13 protein-coding genes are annotated in these 21,768 nt (G+C 67.1%); 5 read left to right on the plus strand and 8 right to left on the minus strand.

All coding sequences use genetic code 11. From position 1 onward, the window contains the following. Position 1: 1 nt before the first annotated feature. From LRP66_RS11665 to LRP66_RS11690, 6 genes are all read right to left on the minus strand, one after another. Positions 2-1,513: a DUF1800 domain-containing protein gene (locus LRP66_RS11665; RefSeq protein WP_230482766.1), complete on the minus strand. Its 1,512-nt coding sequence runs from the start codon at positions 1,511-1,513 to the stop codon at positions 2-4. 236 nt (positions 1,514-1,749) lie between these two features. Continuing rightward, entirely contained in the window at positions 1,750-2,844 is a 1,095-nt protein-coding gene (locus LRP66_RS11670) for a phosphatidylinositol-specific phospholipase C1-like protein (protein ID WP_230482767.1), read from the minus strand. Continuing rightward, on the minus strand, positions 2,844-5,513 hold the full coding sequence (locus LRP66_RS11675; RefSeq protein ID WP_230482768.1) for a TonB-dependent receptor: 2,670 nt from the start codon (positions 5,511-5,513) through the stop codon (positions 2,844-2,846). Before LRP66_RS11675 ends, LRP66_RS11670 begins: the two co-directional genes overlap by 1 nt. Positions 5,514-5,676: 163 nt before the next feature. Further along, a complete protein-coding gene (locus LRP66_RS11680) occupies positions 5,677-6,432 on the minus strand; it encodes a Crp/Fnr family transcriptional regulator (RefSeq protein ID WP_230482769.1) in 756 nt (251 codons plus the stop codon). Then, entirely contained in the window at positions 6,429-6,812 is a 384-nt protein-coding gene (locus LRP66_RS11685; RefSeq protein WP_230482770.1) for a response regulator, read from the minus strand. The genes LRP66_RS11680 and LRP66_RS11685 overlap by 4 nt, the downstream gene beginning before the upstream one ends. Then, the gene (locus LRP66_RS11690) at positions 6,809-8,407 is read right to left on the minus strand and encodes a sensor histidine kinase (protein ID WP_230482771.1); all 1,599 of its coding nucleotides are present in this window, start codon (positions 8,405-8,407) and stop codon (positions 6,809-6,811) included. The genes LRP66_RS11685 and LRP66_RS11690 overlap by 4 nt, the downstream gene beginning before the upstream one ends. 263 nt (positions 8,408-8,670) lie before the next feature. Here LRP66_RS11690 and LRP66_RS11695 point away from each other — a divergent pair, with 263 nt between their 5' ends. Both LRP66_RS11695 and LRP66_RS11700 read left to right on the plus strand, forming a co-directional pair. Continuing rightward, positions 8,671-11,064 carry a DUF3772 domain-containing protein gene (locus LRP66_RS11695; RefSeq protein WP_329959271.1) on the plus strand — a complete coding sequence of 798 codons (2,394 nt, stop codon included), beginning with the start codon at positions 8,671-8,673 and terminating at the stop codon, positions 11,062-11,064. Positions 11,065-11,177: 113 nt separating this feature from the next. Beyond that, positions 11,178-13,634 carry a TonB-dependent receptor gene (locus tag LRP66_RS11700; protein WP_230482772.1) on the plus strand — a complete coding sequence of 819 codons (2,457 nt, stop codon included), beginning with the start codon at positions 11,178-11,180 and terminating at the stop codon, positions 13,632-13,634. Positions 13,635-13,713: 79 nt separating this feature from the next. On the opposite strand, the gene LRP66_RS11705 is transcribed toward LRP66_RS11700, so the two are convergent. Together LRP66_RS11705 and LRP66_RS11710 are read right to left on the minus strand one after the other, a co-directional pair. Further along, a complete protein-coding gene (locus tag LRP66_RS11705) occupies positions 13,714-15,081 on the minus strand; it encodes a sensor histidine kinase (RefSeq protein WP_230482773.1) in 1,368 nt (455 codons plus the stop codon). Next, positions 15,078-15,758 (minus strand): response regulator transcription factor, encoded by a 681-nt coding sequence (locus tag LRP66_RS11710; RefSeq protein WP_230482774.1) that lies wholly within the window; start codon positions 15,756-15,758, stop codon positions 15,078-15,080. Before LRP66_RS11710 ends, LRP66_RS11705 begins: the two co-directional genes overlap by 4 nt. Before the next feature lie 221 nt (positions 15,759-15,979). Between LRP66_RS11710 and LRP66_RS18320 the strand changes: the two genes are divergently transcribed. Genes LRP66_RS18320 through LRP66_RS11730 form a run of 3 tightly spaced genes read left to right on the plus strand, consistent with a single transcriptional unit; the run spans position 15,980 to position 21,616 of the window. Beyond that, on the plus strand, positions 15,980-19,342 hold the full coding sequence (locus LRP66_RS18320) for a M10 family metallopeptidase C-terminal domain-containing protein (RefSeq protein ID WP_329959272.1): 3,363 nt from the start codon (positions 15,980-15,982) through the stop codon (positions 19,340-19,342). 22 nt (positions 19,343-19,364) lie between these two features. After that, complete coding sequence (pelG, locus tag LRP66_RS11725) at positions 19,365-20,762, plus strand: exopolysaccharide Pel transporter PelG (RefSeq protein ID WP_230482775.1); 1,398 nt, start codon at positions 19,365-19,367, stop codon at positions 20,760-20,762. Continuing rightward, positions 20,759-21,616, plus strand: coding sequence for an endo alpha-1,4 polygalactosaminidase (locus LRP66_RS11730; RefSeq protein WP_230482776.1), 858 nt, complete (start codon positions 20,759-20,761; stop codon positions 21,614-21,616). The genes pelG and LRP66_RS11730 overlap by 4 nt, the downstream gene beginning before the upstream one ends. Positions 21,617-21,768: the final 152 nt, after the last annotated feature.

The raw sequence follows: 21,768 nt of genomic DNA on the forward strand, positions 1-21,768 counted from the left end.
CCTATCGGTGCATGAATTCGGGTGAGGAGAAATAGAGCGCGTTCCATTCCGCCGGGGACCGCGCCTGCCCCAATGCCGCCAGCGTCGGCTTGCCGAGGCCGACCATCCGCGCGGCAAGGATCGGCATGTCCTTCAGGACCGGCACCTGCGCGGGCGGCGGCGGTGTGCCGGGCGGCGTATCGGCGGGCTGGAACAGCCGCGCCGCGCCATTGCCGAGCTGGCGCGCTATGTCGAAGCGCGTCGCCATCTGGCCCGGCGCGGACCAGGCGGCACTCGACAGGTCGTAGCCGTCGGGCGTCTCGTGATCGTACAGCCCTTCGCCCATCTGGCGGATCCAGCCGACCACGGGCTGCGGATTGGTGACCATCCGGTCGCCATAAGCCAGCCGCACCGCCGACAGCGTATAGCCGACCGGATCCTTGAATCCGCTACCCAGCGATCCCGCAAACTCGCGTGAGCGGATCATGGTCTTCAGCACCTCGGCGATGTCGCCATGGCTCTGGCGGAACCTGGCGGTCATGCGATCGACAAGGGCGGCGGGCGGGTTGTCGCCCATGAAGTAGGTCGCCAGTTTCAGCGAGACGTGGTGCGCGGTGGCGGGGCTTTCGGCAATCAGGTCCAGCGCCTGCTCGACCTCGGCAAAGCCCGAACCCCGGATCGTGTGGCCGAGGAAATGCTTGGTGCCGAAGTCGTGGCGCGCCGGATTGAACTCGAACAGTCCGGCGCGGACATAGAGCGGCTGCAACTCCGGCTTCAGCCTCGGCGCGTCGGGCTTCTGGTCTACGCCGACCCCGGTCAGGATGCGGGCGAGTTCCTGCACATCGGCCTGGGTATAGCCGGATCCGACACCCATGGAGTGCAGCTCCATGATCTCGCGCGCGTAATTCTCGTTAATCTTGCCTTTGGCGTTCTGGTCATTGTCCAGATAGCGCAGCATCGCCGGATGGCGCAGCGTCGCCTCCAGCAGGTCGCGATAGCGGCCCAGCGCATGGGCCCGGATCGTCTCCTCATAATCGCCCACCATCACGCGAATGTCGCGCTTGGCCGCCTGGACGTTGAAATGGTTGAACCAGAACCAGGTCATTCGTTCGCGCAACTGGTCGGGGGAATAGAGTGCGCGCAGTACGAAACGCTGTCGCGCCTCGTCGGCCAGGCCGTTGAGCGTCTTCTGATAGGCTTCGCGCGCGGCCTTGCGCTGATCGGGATCGGCGATCGCCTTCAGGTCGCGCTGCATCGCGTCGGTCTCGACGACCAGGGCGGCGACCCGTTCGCGCGAGATGCGCATCGCGTCGATCTGCGCCTGCGCCGCCGGGGGCAGGGGGGCGGGCGGATCGCTCAACTGGTGGCGTAGCCAGGTGTCGCTGCCCGGCGCGGGGCCGCCATCGGGCGCCGCCGACGGTCCCCAGCCGAGCCGCTCGGCCCAGGCGGCGTCGCGCGCCGCATCGGCGGCGGAGGCAGGCGCCGCCGCCAACAGCGCCGGCACCATCATTCCCAGGCAAGCGATCCGCGCCATGATCCGCTCTCCGTCGTGCCTGTACCGACCGAACGGGCACAGGCTTCGTCGGTGCCTTCTGTGGCAGAAAGAGACTGAACCTCGGCTTGCCCGGACATGACAAGCGCGTCAGCGGGCCTCCATGGAGGCGCTGTCCGGTACGGGGAGGGGGCGTGCGGCGAGGGATCTCCGCTGTGGAAGCTCCCCTCCGTCAGGGCTGTGTCCTGCCACCTCCCCGTGCCGGGGCGGAAAAGGCCTTACTTCGGCAGCCTGCACCCCTCAGGCTGCGTCACGGGATTGCACCGCTCCATCACTCCGCCGGGCAGCGTCACGGTGAAGCCGTGGTTCCAGGGGCGGCTCGGCGCGCCGGGATAATAGTCGGTCGACACGGCCTGTGCCCCGCTGTCGATCGCCGCCTGCTGGCGGGCATGATCGTTCGCGCGCGCTTCCTGCGTGTCGGCGTCGCTGCGGGTTCGCACGATGAAGCCCTGTTTCACCCACTCGCGGATCTTCGCGCCGTCGGTGCGCGGGTCGCCGACGATCTCGACCGAGGCTTCGGGCTGGTCGGTGTCGTACCAGCCGAAGATCGGGCGCCCCTTTAGCGAGGGATGCCCGGCACGATAGCGATCGGACACGTCCGACGGCGTATCGAGCACGAACCAGATCTTGCCGCGCGCGCGCTCGAGCGTCGGCCAGCCCCTGGTCGTCACCGCCTCCCGCAACGTGGTCGCGTTGCCGCGCACATCGTCCGGCGTGATGATCCGGTCCGGCGTCAGTACCTCGCGGATCTCGCCATCGAGCGCGTCGAGCAGCGGCGCGGTGAGCGGCAGGGGATCGGTGACGCCGGGCTTGTCGATCGGCCGGTCGGCGGCGTTGATCGTCACCATGATCGGCAAATGGCGCGGATGCGCGCGCGACCAGGCGTCGATCTGGGCGAGGCACTGCTTGAACGTACCGCAGGAGCGGTAGTCGACCTCGGGAATGTGGAAGACCTTGAAGCCGGGCTTCATCATCATGGCCGCGTCGAAGCCGGTCGCCTCGCCCGCCGCCTTCGCGATCGCCTCACCCTTTGGATGCGCGAAGCGACCGCCTTCGGGGTCGGCGAAAATGTCGATCTCGAGCTGCCGCACGCCCCGGTCGAGCTGCTGGGCGAGCGTGAGGTGATCGTAATCCAGCGCGGCGGCGAGCTTGGGATCGCGCTGTTCCAATGCGGCGAAGACGGCGGGCGCGATCCGCTTCTTGTAGCTGTTGTGCGATCCGACGACCTGGATGTCGTTCATCCGCAAGCGGGCTTGCGGCGCCGGGGCGGCAGCGGTCGCGAGGACCGCCGCCAGGGTGAGAAAAGCCTTCATCAGAACTCCGCCCGCACGCCGAACAGGATCGTCCGGCCATAATAGTTGATCTCGCCGAAGCGCAGGTCGTTGTCGTTATAGGTATCCTGATGCGCGCCAGCGATGTTGATGCCTTCCAGGCTGAGCGTCAGGTTTTCGGCGGCGCGCACCGACAGCTGGCCGTCGAGCGAACCGAAGGCGGCGACATAGGTGGGCGCCTGCACCGTGCTGCCCGTGCTCGACAGATACTTGTCGCGCCAGACATAGGAGAGACGGGCCGACAGCGGTCCCTTGTCGTAGAAGCCGACCAGGTTGAAGCTGTTCTTCGACAGGCCGATGAGCTGGTCCTTGATGGTGCGCGACCCCGCCGTGTAATCGGCCTTCACCTCGGTATGGGTATAGGAACCCTGCACGCCGAACCCGTCGAACGGCTGGGGCAGGAAGGTGAAGACCTGGCTATAGGCCGCCTCCGCGCCGTACACCTTGGCATTGCCGCCGTTGACCGAGCTGGAGAGGCGGACGGTGCCGCGACCGGGAATGGTGATCTCGGTATTGGACTGGGTGATGTAATCGTCCATCGCCTTGTAGAAGACCGCGCCCGACAGCATCCCCGACGGCGCGAAATACCATTCCAGCGACCCGTCGAACTGGGTGGCGAGGAAGGGAACGAGCTGCGGGTTGCCGCCGCTGGCGGTGGGGGCGTCGGTCGACACGATGATGCGCGGCGCGGTGTCGGTGACGTTGGGGCGGGTCAGCACCCGGCTGGCGGCCAGGCGACCGACGAGCTTGGGGGTCAGGTCGGCGCGCAGGTTGAAGCTGGGCAGGACGTTGTTGAACGTCTTGGGGTAGCTGACCGGGGTGGCGGTGCTGCCGCTGGTCAGCGTCCCGCTCGCCACCTGGTCGGTGTGGACATAGCGGACACCGAGATTGCCGCTGACCGGCACCTGGCCCGCATCGAACTGATAGTCGGCGCGCAGATAGGCGGCGGCGATCTTCTCGGTCACGACGAAGGACGAGCGCAAGTCGCTGTTGGTCAGCGGCTGGGCGGCGATCGCCGGGGTGAAGAAGTCGCCGACATAGGCCGACGTCACCGGCACCAGCCAGTTGCGGAAGGCATTGCCCGTCACGCCCGACAGGAAGTCGCCATAAGGAAGCTGTTGATAGGCGCCCGCCCCCAGATTGGTCAGCGGCTGGTTGGTCGCGGTGTCGATCAGATAGTCGCGGCGGAAATAGTCGCGCTTGCGCCAGTGATATTCGCCGCCCGCCTGCAGCTTCGACAGGAAGCCGTCGAAATCATGCCCGACATCGGCGCGCGAGTAGAAGTCCCAGTCCTTGCTGTTCTTGGGCGCGATGTTGAACTGGTAGAGCTTGTAATTGGCCGGGTTGGTCACGTCGACCGGCGTGGTGAAGGTCGGCAGGTTCTGATAGCCGCCGCTCGCGTCATAGGTCAGCGGCGCGATGAAATAGGCGCGGCTGCGTACCGTGCCGGTCCGGTAATCGGGGTGATAGCTGTGCGCCGCCGACCAGTTGACGTTGGCCGAGACGTGCCAGCGATCGGGGTTCCATGTCTGCTTCAACCCGATGGTCAGCAGGTCGTGGCGGTTGAGGCTGTATTCGCGCGTGCCCATGAAACGGACATTGTTGATCGTCGCCTTGGTGATCGTATCGCCGACGACCGTATAGCCCGGCTGGATCTGCGCCGGGGGGCCACCCGCCGTGCCGCCGTCATCGGGATAGATGTCCAGGCCGAACTCGTCATAGGCGACGTCGAGCCGCGTCGCGACCACGTCCAACGTCGTCTCGAGCTCGGGCGTCGGCTGCCACTGCGCCGATACGATGCCCGAGATGCGCTTGCGGTCCTCGGTCTCGATGGTCGGGCGGGTGCGGGTGGGCGAGTAGAGTCCCGCGGGAATGCCGCCCTTGTTGGCCGCCGTGTAGCGGTCGGTCAGCCAGCCGAAATTCATGAAGCGGTCGTTGCGGACCGTCTTGCCCCAATATTGCGCGCCCGCGAGGATGCCGAAGGTGCCGTCGCCGTTCTTCGCGCTGGTCAGCACGGTGACGTTGGGGCGGACCTCCTTGGTCATGGTGGTGTAGGTGCCGCGAATGTTGACGGTCGTCTTGTTGCCGAGCTCCAGCGGGTGGAAGGTCTTGACGTCGATGTTGCCGCCCAGCGCGCCCTCGCTCATGTCGGCGGTCGGCGTCTTCACCACGTCGATGCTGGAGGTGAATTCGGCGGGCAGCATCTCGAAGCGGAACTGGCGACCGGCCGCGCCGCCATTCTCGATCAGGTCGTTGAGGGCGATCGTCCGGCCGTTCATCAGCGTGTTCTGGAACTGCGGTCCCAAACCACGGACGCTGACATACAGGCCCTCGCCACGCGGGCGGGTGATCGCGACGCCGGGGACGAGCTGAAGCGCCTCGGCGACGTTCTGGGTGGGGAACTTGCCGATATCGGTCGAGCTGATCGAGTCGACGCCGTAGGCGGCACGCCGCTTGGTCTCGATCCCTGCCGCCAGGCTGCGCGCATAGGTGCCGTTGACGACGATCTCGTCATTCTGGCCATCGGTGCTGTCGGCGGCCTGCTGCGCGGCGGCGGCAGTGGCGGCGGTGTCCTGCGCATGGGCGGCGAGCGGGCCGGTCGCCAGGATGAGCGAGGCCGATGCCTTCAACAGGCTACGAAATGTCAGCATGAAATTGATCCCCCATCGGCTGTCTTGCCGGTTCGGCGGGGGCGTTAGGTGTCGTCGGTGTCAGCTTGGCGTAAAAATGATGACGTTACGGTGAAACCGGTTGAACGGATCAGAAAACGGTCAGAATATGGGCGGAGGGGCCTCCCCCGGTACGGGGAGGAGCTTACGCGTCGCTGTCGGGAACGATCGGCACCGCCGTGACCTGCGGGCTGAACCGGCCGATGGTCCGGGCGGTGCGCTCCGGGTCACGCAGCAGGACGCGGCCCGACTTCCACATCAATTCCCCGTCGCGACGCGCCTGCTGGATCATCCGGTTGACGTGAACCGGCGTCAGCCCGAGCGCGTCGGCGAGCATCTCCTGGGTCAGCGGCATCTCGAAACTGCCGCCGACGGTGAGCCCGGCAAGCGACAGGCGTTCGTAGATCTCGAGCAGGAAGTCGCCGATCCGCTCCTGCGCATTGAGCCGCCCGAGCTGGACGACATGGCCAAGCAGATAGGCTTCGTCCAAGGCTGCCCCGATGGCATAGGCCTGCGCCAGCGCCGATCCCGGTGCGGCGGCGGGGGCCGGGCAGACCACGCATTCGGTCAGCGCGACCACCGTGGCGGAGGCGATCGGCATCGCGTGGTGCGTCGCGCCGATCACTTCGCCCGGCAAGTAGAAGCTCATGAACTGGCGTCGCCCGTCGGGTAGGACGCGGACCCGCGCGGCCCAGCCCTGCAGGACCAGCAGCGGCTCGGCGACCGGGCGGCCGAGCGTCAGGAAGCTGTGCCGCACCGGATAGGTCCGCGCATCGTCCGCGGCACGGGCCAGCATCGCCAGGTCGGGCTGAGCGAGCGGGGTCAGTGCGGACAGGCGGCGGATCGCGGCGGTGGCGACGGATTCGGGCGTGGACGCCGCGATGGCGGTGGAAAAGGTCATGCGCATCCTTTGTCGGGCATCAGCGCCCCGATCGCCCGAATGACGCGGTCGGCCTGAAAAGGCTTGGCGACGATCGAGGCGGAACGATAGGGGGCCGGCAACGCCCATTCGTCATAGCCGGTCAGGAAGGTCCAGGGCACGTCGCGTTCGGTCAGCCGGTCGGCGATCTCGAACGCCCGTTCGCCCGACAGGTTGACGTCGAGCACGGCGGCATCGAGCGTCTGGGTCGCGGCGAGGTTCAGCCCCTGTTCGAGCGTCGCCACCGGGCCGATGACGATCGCATCCGCCGCGCGAAGCGCCCGCTCCAGATCGCGGGCGATGAAATATTCGTCCTCGACCACGAGTATCCGCTTGTCGGCGAGTGGCGATTGCTGGCTCATCCCTCGGCGCTCCGGTTCACAGGATCGGTGTCGTCCGCGGTCCATGGTAGCGATACCACGCACAGGACGCCGCCACCGCGAAAATCCAGTCTGGTCCGTGCGCCCAGCCCATAGGGCAGGGCCTCACGGATCAGCTCGGTCCCGAACCCCTGGCGTACTGGCGGGACCGGCATCGCTGGTACACCTGTTTCATCCCATTTTACAATCAGTTCGCATTTATTATTTGATGTATGTTCGATTTCCCAGCCGATCGACAGCCGTCCGGAGGGGTGTCGGAGCGCGCCGTATTTGAGCGCATTGGTCGTCAATTCGTGGATCGCGAGACCGATCGACTCCGCGGTATCGGCCGGTAGCGCGATGTCCGGCCCCTCGATCGACAGGCGATCATCCTCGATCGCGCCGACCCCCAGCAGCTCGTCGCGGATCAGGTTTTCCAGGTCGACCTTGCCCGACCGGGTCTGGGTCGCGACCACCTGGGTACGGGCCAGCGAGTCGAGCCGTCCACGGAAGTGATCCGAGATTTCGTCGATCGGGCCGCCGCTTTCGACCGTGCGCGTGAAGATCGACCGGACGATGGTCAGGATGTTGCGGACGCGGTGCTGGAGTTCGGCGACCAGCGTCTCCTGCCGCTCGCGCAGCCGCCGCAGCGTGTCGATATCGGTCGAGGTGCCGAACCACTCCACCACCCGGCCGTCATCGTCATGGACCGGCGTGGCGCGCGTCTTGAACCAGCGATAGCGACCGCTCTGGGCGTGACGCAGGCGCGCCTCCATCGCCAGATCGCCATTCTCGCTGGCGCCTTGCCAGAATCGGCGTGCAGCCTCGCGATCGTCGGGATGTACGGCGGACAGCCAGCCATCGCCCAGGCTTTCCTCGACCGACAGGCCGGTCATCGCCACCCATTGTGCGCTCGCCCAGGTCCAGCGGCCGTCCTGCGTCGCGGTCCAGACCAATTGCGGAATCCCCTCGATCAGCGAGCGCAGGCGGCGTTCGCTGGCGCGCGAGGCGACCTCGGCGCGCTTGCGGAGCAGCGCCTGGACGATGGCGGGGGCCAGTTCCTCGGCGATCGCGCGCTCGCGCTCGGTAAAGCCGGTGGGATGGTTGCCCAGCGCGAACATCGCGAAGGTCTTGCCGTCGCGGCGGAGCGGCACGCCCAGGAAGTTGCGCAGTGTCGGGTGCCCCTCGGGCGTGCCCACCCGATCGGGATGACGGGCGGGGTCGTTCACGATCAGGCTGCGATCCTGAAGGATGACCTGTCCGAAAATCCCGTGGATCTTCATTCCGTTGGGGAGCTGGCGCTGGCCGAAGTCCGGGTCGCTGCCCCGATAGGCGGCCCAGCCGCGCTCGCTGATCGCGATATGGTCGAGCCGGTCGTGCGATTCACGCTGCTCGCCGAAGAAGCTGAACTCCGCACCGGTCAGGTCCTCGGCGACCTCCAGGCACAATCGGCCCAGTTCCTCCTCGGTCGATGCGCGCAAGGCCTCGTGCAGGATGCGGTTGATGCCGGCCAGCACATGCGCATCGCGGTGCACCGCGCCGATCGGTGACGGGGCTGGCAGAGTCGAAAGCCCGTTCATGGAGGCCAAGTCAGTCATGCGCGAATAATCCCGATCGCCCTCAACGGTCACACGCGCCAGGGGCTCCCCGATACACACGAAATCGGACGAAGTGGCAAACCGCCCGGACGGGGTGAGGCGCGGAACATGGGCCACGGCTTTCCCTCGCCTCGATCCGCGCACGACGCTATGGACCGGGGGGTCAGCAATATACGGCCCGCTTCATGCCCCGATCCTTTCCGTCGTCGTCCGTCGCCCGGTCAGCGCCTTCGCGTCTCGCATGGCACAGCTGGCTCGTCCTGTTGGCGGCGGCATTCGTCCTGTTGGCCGTGACGACGATGCCGGTGCGGGCGCAGACCAATCCGGCGGTGAAATCGGCGACCCAGATCGCGCAGGCCGAGGTGGATGTCCGTGCGGTCGACCACGCGCTCGACTCGCAGGTCGACGACGATGAGCGCCGGACGCTGCGCGACCGGGCACAGGGCGCGAAGGACGCGACGAACCAGGCGGTGACCGACCTGTCCGAGCAGCTCGCGCTGGTCAATGCGCGGATCACCGGTCTGGGACCGCTGACCCCCGGAGAGGTCGAGGCACCCGAACTGAGCGCGCAGCGCAAGAGCCTGGGCATACTGCGCACCACGCTCGACGCCGCGATCAAGCGCGGGCGGCTGGCGGGGGTCGAGGCGGGGCAGTTGATCGACGAGATCGACCAGGGCCAGGCCGAACAGTTCAATGAAAAACTGTCGACCAAGACATCCTCGCCGCTCAGCCCCGCCTTCTGGATACTGGTGCTCGATCAGGCGCCGCGCGACCTGCGTCGCGTCGTCCTGTTCCTGCAACAGGGTGGCGAGCAGATCGCGCGGCAATGGCGCGGCGGCGTTCCGTGGCACGCGCTGCTGGGCTTCGCGCTCGCGATCCTGCTGATCGGCCCGCTCCGGCTCGGCGCGCACCGGCTGGCACAGCGCCGCCTGATCGCGGAGGCGCCGCCCAGCCGGGTGCGCCGGTCGGCCTATACCTTCTGGCGGGTCGCGGTGGGAACCCTGTGCCCGCTCGCCGCCGCGTTCGTGCTGGTCCAGGGGCTGCACTGGTCGGGGCTGTTGCCCGAACGCTGGACGGGTTTCCTCGACGGCTTCGTCAAGGCGGCGGGAATCGCCGGGTTCGCCGGGGCCGTCACCGGCGCGGTGTTGATGCGCAGCCAGCCCTCCTGGCGGATCGCGCCGCTCGACAACGAGACGGCCAGTCGGCTTCGCCCGCTGTCATGGGGCCTGACCATCCTGACCTTCACGACCGCGATGATCGGGTCGTTCGAACGCGCGATCGGCAGCAGCCGCAGCGCGGTGATCGCCACCCAGGCGACCGAGGCGCTGCTCCACCTGCTGCTGATCGTCGCGACCCTCGTCGTGCTGGGCCAGATCCGCGCGCGCCGCGCGGCGCAGGACGACACGACGAGCGCGGGGGTCAGCGCGGGGCTGAGCGTCGCGACCCTCTTCGCCTGGATCGCGGTCGGCATGGCCGGGGTGGCGCTGCTCATCGGCTATATCTGGTTCAGCTGGTTCGTCTCGCTGATGATCGGCTGGACCGTGTTGCTCGGGTCGGCACTCTATCTGATGCTGGTCGCCGCCGACGATATCGCCACCACCATCTTCGTGCGCGACAGCAAGGTCGGCATCACCCTGACCCGAGCGCTCGGCATTCGGGGAGCGATGGTCGACCAGTTCGGCCTGATCCTGTCGGGCGTGGTGCGGCTGGCGCTGATCCTGCTTGCGCTCGGCATGTTGCTGCGGCCGTTCGGGGCGAGCGGCAATCCTGGCGCGATCTTCGAACAGCTCGCCGCCGTCGCCGACGGGGTCAAGGTCGGCAATGTCTGGATCTCGCCCGGCGCGATCCTGCAGGGGCTGGTCGTGCTGTTCGTCGGGCTGGGGCTGGTGCGGCTGTTCATGCGCTGGCTGGAGCAGCGCTACCTGCCCGCGACCGACCTCGATGGATCGGGGCGCAATTCGATCAGCCTGGTCGCGCGCTATATCGGCATCGCGCTGGCGGTCATCTGGGCACTCGCCTCGCTGGGCATCGGGGTGGAGCGGATCGCGCTCCTCCTGTCCGCCTTGTCGGTCGGCATCGGTTTCGGCCTTCAGGCGATCACGCAGAATTTCGTCTCCGGCTTGATCCTGCTGGCCGAGCGGCCGATCAAGATCGGCGACCTTATCCGCGTTGGCACCGACGAGGGCGACGTCAAGCGGATCAGCGTGCGATCGACCGAGATCGAGCTGGCCGACCATTCGACGCTGATCGTCCCCAATTCCGAGCTGATTACCAAGTCGGTGCTCAACAAGACGCTGGCCGGGCCACTCGGGCGGGTCCAGATCCAGTTCTCGGTCCCGATCGAATCGGATGCGGATGTCGTGCGGACGATCGTCCTCGATTGTTTCAACGCGGAACAGGGGGTGCTGGCCGATCCGGCGCCCAAGGCCTTTATCGATTCGATCGTCGACGGGCGCATCCATTTCAACTGTTTCGCCCATGTCGAAAGTCCGCGCGCCGCCTATGCCACGCGAAGCGCCGTACTTTTCACGCTTCTGGCGGCCCTTCGCCAGAAGGGGATAGAGATCGGCACGCTGCCGCAAAAGCTGGAACTGGTGCGCCAGGGCAGGGCGCCAGACATGCTCGATCCCGACCAAGATGAAACGAAGATGAAATGAACAAGTCCCGGCTGGTCATGGAAAGGTAACACCAGCTTCTTGCAGCGCCCCTATCCGCGCGGCCAGCGACGACCTCCGAAGGGGTCGATCGGGGGATAGGGACAATAGATATCATGACCACCAACTTCATTCGCGCGACGCTGCTGGGCGGGACCGCGTTACTGGCGCTGGCGGGGGCCCCGGCCTTCGCGGCGGACACCAAGCCCGCCGCCGATCCGGCCCCGGCCGCCGCGCCCGCCGATCCGTCCACCGATACGGGCGAGCTGAAGGAAATCGTCGTCACCGCGACCAAGCGCGAGACCAGCCTTCAGAAGACGCCGATCGCGATCTCGGTCATCGATCCCGTCATGATCAAGGATCGCCACGTCCAGAGCCTGCTCGACCTGGCGGATGGCTCGATCCCCAGCCTGCGCATCGCGACCTTCGAGGCGCGCCAGTCGGCGCTGACCGTCGGCATCCGCGGCATCGTCCCCTTCGACCAGAACCAGACCGCGCGCGACACCGGCGTCGGCGTCTATTTCGACGGCGTCTATATCGGTCGCTCGCAGGGCCTGAACGCCGCGCTGTTCGATATCGAGCGCATCGAGGTGCTGCGCGGGCCGCAGGGCACGCTGTTCGGCCGCAATACCGAGGGCGGCGCGCTGTCGATCGTCACCGCCAAGCCGACCGGCAAGTTCGGCGGCTCGCTGACCGCCGGGTTCGGCAATTACGGCGCGTACAACACCTCCGCGCACGTCAACCTGCCCGAATTCAACAACATCTCGATCAAGCTGGACGGCGTGATCCAGCACCAGAACCCGTTCGTAAAGGACCCGCTGCCCGGCAGCGTGGGCTGGGGCGCGTATAACCGCGTCGGTGGCCATGTCGTCGCGCTGTGGAAGCCGGTTGACGGCTTCTCGGCCGAGCTGTCCTACGACCAGGCGAAGGACGAGAACACCCCGAACTACAGCCAGCTGATCAACTACAATCCCAACGGCTATCCGGTTGCCACGCTGGCGCAGATCAATGCCAATGGCGGCAAGCTGCCCGCGGGCACGATCGCGCCGCTGTCGCCGTCGGTCGTGGTGTCGGGCGACAACCGCATGAAGACCGCCGATATCGGCGTGCCGCAGCAGTATAGCGTCGACCGGACCCACGGCGTCTCGGCCAAGCTTAACTACGACGTCGCGCCCGGCCTCGAGCTTCGCTCGATCACCGCATGGCGCGGCGTGACGACCGATCAGTGGGACAATTCGGGCGGCGCGCACCGCACGATCTTCCTGCCGAACGGCAAGTTCAGCCGCTACAGCCTGTCGTTCATGCAGCAGCACCAGTTCAGCCAGGAGTTCCAGGCGGTGGGCAGCCTGCCGCAGCTGGATTACGTGGCCGGCCTCTATTACTTCACCGAGAATGCCCGCGAAGTCGCCGCGACGCCGTCGACCAACCAGTGGAATGCGGACGGCACCGGCTCCACCATCTTGTCGCAGACCGTGCTGGGCACCATCACCTCGGGCAACCAGGGCTGGGCGCCCGGTTCGTTCCTCTTCCAGCGCGGCAGCTTCGCGCGGGCCTATAGCTATGCCGCATTCGCGCAGGGCACCTATACACCGGCGGGCTTCGACGCCTTCCACCTGACGGTCGGCGGCCGCTACACGAAGGACAAGCGCAACGGCACGCTGTACATCGTGCAGGGCAAGGCGACGAACTTCCCCTTCACCTTCAACAACAACCGTTTCGACCCGATGATCACCGCCGCGTTCGACGCGAGCGACACGATCCATCTCTATGCGAAATATTCGACCGGCTATCGCGCGGGCGGTGCCAACGACCGGTCGCAGACCTTCACCGCCTTCGGTCCGGAATCGGTCAAGGCGTATGAGATCGGGTCGAAGATGGACCTGTTCGACAAGCGCGTCCGCCTGAACCTCGCCGGGTACATCATGGACCGCACGGGCACCCAGATCGACTTCGACAATGTCGATACCAACCCGTCGAGCCCGACCTACAACCTGCATACCGAGGAAACCCGCAACGCGCCGGGCACGTCCCGCATTCGCGGGCTCGAGGCCGATGTCACCACCAGCCCGGTCGAGGGTATGACGGTCGGCGCCTCCTACGCCTATACCTATACCCGCATCCCGGCGACGCCGAACCCGTTCCTGAACAACGCCCTGACCCAGGTGTTCGTGGTCTACACCCCGCGCAACTCCGCCTCGGCCTATGTCGATTACGAAGTGCCGGTGATGGGGGAGATGAAGGCCCGCTTCCACCTCGACACCAACTATGCGGGCCCGGCGTACAGCTTCCAGAACGAGACGACGCGCACCGACAAGACTTTCGTGGTCAACGGCCGTGTCGCGCTGGCCGACATTCCGCTGACCGAGGGCGGCACCAGGATGACCGTGTCGCTGTGGAGCCGCAACCTCCTCAACAACACCTATATCTATCGCCGCTCGGCCGCCAATTCGGTGGCGGCGCCGACCTATACCAACGGTGTGCAGACCGGCGTCAGCTATGGCGGCGTGCTGGGCGACTATGGCAACTTCAACCCGCCGCGCACGATCGGCCTGGAAGGCACCGTCCGCTTCTGATCCTGGCTTCTGCTTGCAAATGGGGGCCGTCCTTCGGGGCGGCCCCTTTTTGCTGGGGCGCCATCGTCCTGGCGAAGCCTCAGCTCAGCGGCAGGACCAGCGCCGCGATGAGCCCCGGTGCCGCATCGCCCAGCACCAGCCGCCCGCGGTGCAGCCGCGCGATCGCGGCGACCAGCGGCAGGCCAAGGCCATGGCCCGCCGCCCCGCGCGCGCTATCGAGGCGGCCGAAACGGCGAAGCGCCCTGGCGTGATCCTCGGGCGCGATGCCGGGGCCGTTATCGGTGACGCTGAGGGTCGCGCCACCCTCCGGCGATCCATCGAGCGCGACGCGGATCATGCCGCCCGGCGCGCCATATTTGATCGCATTGCCGATCAGATTGACCAGCGCCTGGATCAGCAATTGCCGATCGCCGACAAAGCCGGTCGGGTATAGGTTCACGGCGAGGGTCAGATGCTGGCCCGTATCTTCGGCGACGGGGATCATCATCGTCGCGGTTTCCTCGACCAGCGCGGCGAGGTCGAGCGGGGCGAACCCTGCCTGGCGATGCCCGGCCTCGATCTCGGCGATGCGCAGCAGCGCGGCGAACATGCCGAGCAGCGCGTCGCATTGCGCGAGCGCGGCCTCCGCGCGTTCGGCCTGGACGGGGTCGCCCGCGTCTTCGGCGATACGCGCCAATTGTCCGCGCAAGCGGGCGAGCGGGGTGCGCAGGTCGTGTGCGATGTCGTTGGATACGCTGCGCAACCCCTCCATCAATTCGGTGATCCGGTCGAGCATCCGGTTGAAGGCGGCGGCCTGTCGGTCGAATTCGTCACCCGATCCGCCTAGGGGGACGCGGTGGCGCACATCGCCCGCGATGATCGCGTCGACGGTGCGCCGCTGGTCGGCGATGCGACCGCTGACCAGTCGGGAGAAGGCAAGGACGCCGCCCAGCACGATCACCACGATCGCGCCGAAGCCGATCAGATAGATGCGGCTTCGCATCACCCGAAAGCTGTCGAACGGCTCGGTCTCCGCGACCACCACCAGCCGCCGCCCCGCGCCCGCATCGCGGACCAGTGCGCGGCCATGCGACAGGCCGACGATGCCGTCGCGCTGGCGCAGCTCGGACCGGCCGAGGGGCAGGCGGCGGCGAAGCGTGATATTGCCGCTCAAGGTCCGCCCCACGGGGTCGAGCAGCAGCAACCCGACATCGCCCGTATCGCGCTGCCCCGACACTCGGGCGATCCGCGCCAGCAATTGCGGCGTCGCCACCACCGCCCCGGCGCGTTCCGGCTCCAGCACCAGATCGGCGATCACCTCGATCCGGCGATCGACCAGTTGCGCCACGGTCAGCCGGTTCGCGGCCAGGACCGACAGGCCGGTTGCGACGACGGCGACCAGAAACAGCGCCAGCATCGCGACGGTCAGGCCGCGCAAGCTCAACCGCCGGATCGCGCGCCGGATCATGGCTTCAGCGAATAGCCGATCCCGCGCACCGTCTCGATCGGGTCCGCGCCGCCCTGTTCGGTCAGCTTCAGCCGCAGCCGCCGGATATAGACGTCGACGATGTTGGTCTCGGGTTCGAAATCATAGCCCCAGACCCGTTCGATCAGCATCGCGCGGGTCAGCACCTCGCCCGCATGGCGCGCCAGCTCCGCCAGCAGCTTGAGTTCCAGATTGGCGAGCGTGATCGGCTGGCCACCGCGCCACGCGCGAAAGCTGGTCGGGCTGACCACGATGTCCCCGGCGCGGATCGTATCGGTCTCGCTGACCATCCAGCGGCGCCCGCGCATCACCGCGTGGATGCGCGCGTTGAGTTCCTCCGCGGCGACCGGCTTGACGACATAATCGTCCGCGCCCGCCTCCAGCCCGTCCACCTTGTCCGACGCCATCGACAGTGCGGTCAGCATGATGACCGGCACGGTGATGCCGCGTGCGCGCAGCGTCTCGACCACCGATAACCCGTCGAGGCGCGGCATCATCCGGTCGAGGATCACCGCGTCGAACTGCTCGCGGTCGAGCGCGGCGAGCGCCTGGCGGCCGTCGCCGGCACGTTCGACCCGGTGGCCCATGCCGCCCAGATCGGCGGCGAGCCCCTGCGCAAAGTCGTCGTCGTCCTCGACAAGAATCAGGTGCAGGCTCATTCATCGCGTCCCATCGTGACCACGGATGCCCTATCGCATCAAAATGCGCTGGCAAGATCGTCCCGGCCGTATCGCGGTGGAACAATCGGGACATTGCGCCGCCAAACTCGACTGATGCGTGACATGGATGTCATGCGTACCAGCATCGCCAACGGGAAAAGGCGTCATCCGAAGGGACGGATCCGCCATGCTGACGCCCTTCGCGGGCGAAGGGGGACTGTATGGCGAACACGATCACGATCGACGGCAATCTGTCGGACTGGAACGCGGCGGACCGAATCGATAGCGGCCTGGGGGCGGGCTATTCGATCTATGCGAAGGCCGATGGCGCTGACTTCGTCTTCGCGATGACCGCGCCGACCGCGATCGGCGCCAACACCACCGCGTGGCTCAACACCGATCGCAACGCCGCGACCGGCTATCAGGTGTTCGGCTTCGCGGGCGGGGCGGAATACAACGTCAACGTCAACTTCAACGCCGACGGCACCGTCTCGCTCTACAGCGGGGGGGCGGGGCAGACGCTGGTCATGGCCGGGTTGCAGGCGGCGTGGTCGGCCGATCGTCAGACGGTCGAGTTCCGCGTGCCCAAGGCGGCGATCGGCAATCCGCAGGCGATCGACACCATCTACGACGTCAACGACAGCGCGTTCCTGCCCGGCAACTATTCGTCCAAGCCGTTCACCGTCTTCAACGACACCGGCATCACCGCCGACCCCGCGCACCGGATCGCGATCGTCTGGTCGGAGACGACCGCCAACGCCTATTTCAGCAAGACCGCCTATTCGCAGCTCTTCATGGCGGCGCAGAGCCAGGCGATGCAGGCGGGCACCCCCTTCGACATCATCACCGAAGACGACCTGACCAGCCTGGCGACGCTGGCCAGGTACGACTCGATCGTCTTCCCGTCCTTCCGCAATGTCCAGGCGGACAAGGCGGACGCGATCGCCCACACGCTCGAACAGGCGACGCGGCAGTTCGGCATCGGCCTGATCGCGGCGGGCGAGTTCATGACCAACGGCGCCGATGGCGGCGCGCTGGCGGGTGACAGCTATGCGCGCATGAAGCTGTTGTTCGATGCCACCCGCGTCACCGGTGGCTGGCCCGCCGATGTCACGATCAAGGCGGCGGACGCCAACCATGACGTGCTCGACGGCTATGCCACCGGCGAGACGATCCGCGACTATAAGGGTGTCGGCTGGAACGCCTTCGCCAGCGTCAGCGGCACCGGCGAGACGATCGCGACCCAGACCGTGAACGGCCAGGATTACGCCGCCGCCATCGCGACCAGGACCGGCGGCCGCAACGTCATCTTCTCGACCGAAGCGGCGATGGCCGACGACAATCTCCTGCAAAAGGCGATCAGCTATTCGATGAACGGGTCGGCCAGCACCGGCGGGCTGCATGTCGGGTTGCAGATGACCCGCGACACCGGCCTGTTCGCCAGCCGCGTCGACATGGACCAGAGCCAGTATTCGGACGAGGTCAAGCCGACCGACGGATCGGCCGGAATCTACACCAAGCTGCTGCCCATCCTCGACCAGTGGAAGGCGCTCTATAATTTCGTGGGCAGCTACTACGTCAATATCGGTAACGACCCGGCGCAGCAGCGCGCGACCGACTGGTCGGTGTCGGCGCCGATCTATGCGAAGATGATGGCGGCGGGGAACGAGATCGGCCTGCACAGCTATACCCATCCCGAGGACACCAACGTCCTGACCGCGTCGCAGATCGCCTATGAGTTCGGGGCCGAGCGCGCCGAGCTGGAAAAGCAGATGAGCGCCTATCTGGGCCGCCAGGTCTCGCTGGGCGGCGCGGCGGTGCCCGGCGCGCCCGAGACGATCGCGACCAGCCAGGAAATCCTGAAATACGTCACCTATCTGTCGGGCGGCTATACCGGGGTGGGCGCGGGCTATCCCAACGCCTTCGGCTATCAGACGCCGGGCAATGCGGCGGACGGCAAGGTCTATCTCGCGCCCAACACCATGTTCGACTTCTCGCTGATCGAATTTCAGAAGAAGACCGTCGCCGAGGCGGAGGCCGAATGGGCCAAGGAGCTGGCGACGCTGACCGCACATGCCGATGCGCCCGTGATCGTGTGGCCGTGGCACGACTATGGCCCCGCCATGTGGACCGGCGACACGGCCAAGAGCCCCTATGTCACCGCGATGTTCACAAACTTCGTCGCCAAGGCGGCGGCGGCAGGAGTCGAGTTCGTGACGCTCGCCGACCTGGCGAACCGCATCGGCGCCTTCCACCAGGCGTCGGTCACGACCAGCGTCGCAGGCGACACGATCACCGCGCAGGTTTCGTCGGCGGGCGGCCTCGGCACCTTCGCGCTCGACGTCGACGGGCAGAAGGCGGGGCAGGTCATCAAGAGCGTTGCGGGCTGGTACGCCTATGACACCAACAAGATCTTCCTGCCAAAGGCGGGCGGCACCTACACGATCACCATGGGCCAGGCCGCCGACGACGTCACCCATATCACCGACCTGCCGATGCGTGCCTCGCTGATCTCGCTGAGCGGCGACGGACGCGATCTGAGCTTCTCGGTCGAGGGCGAGGGCAAGGTCGTGATCGACCTGAAGGCGCCGGGCACCGACTGGACGACGGTCAAGGGCGCGAGCGTCGCGAGCCTGATCGGCGAGATCCTGACCATCGATATCGGCGCGATCGGACAGCATGACGTGGCGATCGGCCATGTCGCCAATAGCGGACCGAGCATCACCTCCTTCGGGGGCGCCGACACGGGCAAGCTGACCATCGCCGAGAACGGCACCGCCGTCACCACGATCACCGCGACCGATCCGAACATCGCGCTGGGCGACAGCATCCGCTATTCGATCGCGAGCGGCGGTGACGGCGCGGCCTTCACGATCGACGCGACGACCGGCGTGCTCAAGTTCATCGCCGGTCCCGATTTCGAGAGTCCGACCGACGCCAACCACGACAATATCTACAACGTCACCGTTGTCGCGACCGACCTGAAGGGTGCGATCGACACCCAGGCGCTGTCGATCGGCGTGACCGACGTGATCGGCATCACCAAGACCGGCACGATGTTCAACGACACGCTGACCGGCACCGGCGAGCAGGACGTGCTCGACGGCGGCTGGGGCAATGACGTGCTCAACGGGCTGGGCGGCAACGACCGGCTGATCGGCGGGCTGGGCGACGATACGCTGAACGGTGGCGATGGCGACGACGTGCTGATCGGCGGCTGGGGCAAGGACATGCTGACCGGTGGCGCTGGCAAGGACATCTTCCGCTTCGAATCGAAGACGGACAGTCCGGCCTCCTCGCAACGCGACGTCATCACCGACTTCCGCTCGGGCGAGGACAAGATCGACCTGTCGGCGATCGATGCCAACACCTCGCTCTTCGCGCGCGGCGATCAGGCCTTCACCTTCCTGAGCGCGCCGGGGGCCAAATTCACCGGCGCGGGCCAGCTTCGCTTCAGCTTCCAGATGATCGGCGGCAAGGAATATACCGTGGTCGAGGGCAATACCGACGCGCTGGGCCTCGCCGATTTCTCCGTCGCGCTGCTCGGCCACCACAACCTGACCGCGAACGACTTTTATTTATAATTAGCGCTTAGGAACCGCCATCATGGCGGGAATCGGGTTTCAACTGGCCAGAATGGCACGCGAGGGCGGTGTCGGCGGGATCGCCGGCGCCGCGCTTCATGGCGCGTTGATCAGTGCGGGGCCGTGGCTGATCACCGCGATCGCGATGGTCCTGCTCCAGCATTGGGCGCCCGGCGCGATCGGCGAAGACGAAGCGGATATGGTGCGCACCGTCCTGATCTACGGCTTCAGCCTGTCGGCGCTGGTCGCGGGGCCGATCGCGATCCTGGCGACCCGGCTCGCCGCCGACCGGCTTTTCGCGCGCGATGCGGGCGGGGTGCCGGGCATCCTCCTGGTCGCGCTGGTCGCGGGCGGCACCGTCGCGCTGGCGCTGGGGGCGGTGGTGTTCGGGGGATTGGCGGGCCTGCCCTTCGTTCGCGCCGGTCTCGCCAGCCTGCTGCTCGCCTGGCTGACCCAGATATGGATCGCCTCGCCGATGCTCACCGCGCTCCGCCGCTACCGCGCGGTGCCGCTGGCCTATCTGATCGGGATCGGCGCGGCGGCGGCGCTGCTGGCGCTATGGCGTCATCCGGGCGGCACGCTTCTGCTGTTCGCGGTGACCGGGGGTGCCGGTGTGACGCTGGCGGCGATCCTGATCCTGCTCAACCGCTATTTCACCGCATCGCCCATATTGCCCTCGCGCGACCTGATCGGCTGGCGACTGGCGCTGATCGTCGCGGCGGCGGGGCTGGCGGGAGCGGTGGCGATCTGGATCGACAAATGGCTGTTGTGGGGCGGAGCGGGCAGCGTCATGGCGCTCGGCCATTTGCGGCTCAATCCGATCAACGACGCGGGCAGTTTCCTCGGCCTGCTCACCATGGTCCCCGGTCTGACCCTGTTGCTGATCGTCAGCGAGACGCGGTTCGACCAGAGCTTCAACAGCCTGATGACCCGCTGCACCGGCACATCGACGCTCGCCCGGATCGAGGAGGCGCGGGCCGAGCTGATCGTCACGCTGTTCGACGGGCTGCGGATGCTGGTACTGATGCAGGCGCTGGTCGCGGCGCTGGCCTGGGTGCTGGCGGTGCCGCTGTTCGAGCTGATCGGTGCCGATCCGCGCGGCATCTTCGCCTTTCGCCACAGCGCGGCGGGCGCGGTGTTCCACCTCGTCGCGATCGGGGCGACCATCGTCCTGTCCTATTACGACCTGTTCGCGCGCGTCGTGCTGATCTGGGCGAGCTTCGCGGTGGCGAGCGCGCTGGCGGTGTGGCTGCAATGGGACGCGGGATCGGCGGCGTTCGGCTGGGGCTATATGGCGGGTGCGGTGGTGGCGGCGTCGGTCGGGATCGCGCTGGTCGCCGATGCCACCATCCGCCTCGTCTACCTGCTCTTCGTCGGCAACAATCCGACCGTGGTCGGGCGCGAGGGGCGCTGGGCATGATCGGACGGCGCAGGATGCTGGGGCTGGGCGTGGGTGCGTTGGGGCTGGTGGCCGCGACCCGCAAGGGGATGGAGGGTACGGGGGATTGGCGCTGGGGCGTCGATTACGGCGCCGCGACCGATCCGGCGCTGGCCCGCCGCTACGACCTGTTGGTGCTGGAGCCGCATCACCCCCGACCGATCGCGCCGCTGCGAGGGCCCCGATCGCGGTTGCTGGGCTATGTCAGCCTGGGCGAGGTGGAGCGTGGCCGGAGCTATGTCACGACGCTCGACAGGGTCGGCGCGTTGCTGGCGCCCAATCCGAACTGGCCCGATGCACGGCACGTCGATCTGCGCCATCCCGAATGGACACGCGTCCTGATCGAAGAGGCGATCCCGGCGATCTTGGCGCTCGGTTATGACGGAATCTTCATGGATACGCTCGATAACGCCGAGGCGATGGAGCGGCAGGATCCCAGGCGGAACAAGGGCATGGTGGCGGCAGGCGCGGCGCTGGTCGCCGCCGTGCGCGCGCGCTTTCCGCGCATCCTGATGATGCTCAACCGGGGTTATGCCGCGCTGCCCGAGGTTGCTCCGCATATCGACTACCTGCTGGGCGAATCGATGGCCTCGCGCTGGAGCTTCGCCGGGAAACGTTATGAGACGCTGTCCGACGCCGACTGGCTTTGGCAGGCGGAGCGGCTTCGTGCCGCCAGGGTGCGCAATCCGCGACTTGGCCTGACCACGCTCGATTACTGGGATCCAGGCGACCGGCGGACCGTCGCGGCGCTCTACGCGCGCGAGCGGGCGGCGGGCTTTCACCCCTATGTCGCGACGCTGGCGCTCGATCATCTGGTGGCGGAGCCCGCCGGATGACGCGGATCCTGCCCGATCGCTGGATGGCGATGGCGCTGCCCGTCGGGGCGGGGTGCGCGGTGCTCGCGCTCGGCCTGTTCCTGATGCCCAGCGCGCGCGAGGTCGAGCAGGCGGGCCGCCGCGCGACCGCGCCGGTCGCCGCCGCGATGGCC

Source organism: Sphingomonas sp. Leaf21 (genome assembly GCF_916858675.1).
GTDB lineage: Bacteria > Pseudomonadota > Alphaproteobacteria > Sphingomonadales > Sphingomonadaceae > Sphingomonas.

Coding starts and splice junctions, on each gene's coding strand:
- LRP66_RS11665 (WP_230482766.1), bottom strand. CDS start 1,513: ATGGCGCGGATCGCTTGCCTGGGAATGATGGTGCCGGCGCTGTTGGCG.
- LRP66_RS11670 (WP_230482767.1), bottom strand. CDS start 2,844: ATGAAGGCTTTTCTCACCCTGGCGGCGGTCCTCGCGACCGCTGCCGCC.
- LRP66_RS11675 (WP_230482768.1), bottom strand. CDS start 5,513: ATGCTGACATTTCGTAGCCTGTTGAAGGCATCGGCCTCGCTCATCCTG.
- LRP66_RS11680 (WP_230482769.1), bottom strand. CDS start 6,432: ATGACCTTTTCCACCGCCATCGCGGCGTCCACGCCCGAATCCGTCGCC.
- LRP66_RS11685 (WP_230482770.1), bottom strand. CDS start 6,812: ATGAGCCAGCAATCGCCACTCGCCGACAAGCGGATACTCGTGGTCGAG.
- LRP66_RS11690 (WP_230482771.1), bottom strand. CDS start 8,407: ATGACTGACTTGGCCTCCATGAACGGGCTTTCGACTCTGCCAGCCCCG.
- LRP66_RS11700 (WP_230482772.1), top strand. CDS start 11,178: ATGACCACCAACTTCATTCGCGCGACGCTGCTGGGCGGGACCGCGTTA.
- LRP66_RS11705 (WP_230482773.1), bottom strand. CDS start 15,081: ATGATCCGGCGCGCGATCCGGCGGTTGAGCTTGCGCGGCCTGACCGTC.
- LRP66_RS11710 (WP_230482774.1), bottom strand. CDS start 15,758: ATGAGCCTGCACCTGATTCTTGTCGAGGACGACGACGACTTTGCGCAG.
- LRP66_RS18320 (WP_329959272.1), top strand. CDS start 15,980: ATGGCGAACACGATCACGATCGACGGCAATCTGTCGGACTGGAACGCG.
- pelG (WP_230482775.1), top strand. CDS start 19,365: ATGGCGGGAATCGGGTTTCAACTGGCCAGAATGGCACGCGAGGGCGGT.
- LRP66_RS11730 (WP_230482776.1), top strand. CDS start 20,759: ATGATCGGACGGCGCAGGATGCTGGGGCTGGGCGTGGGTGCGTTGGGG.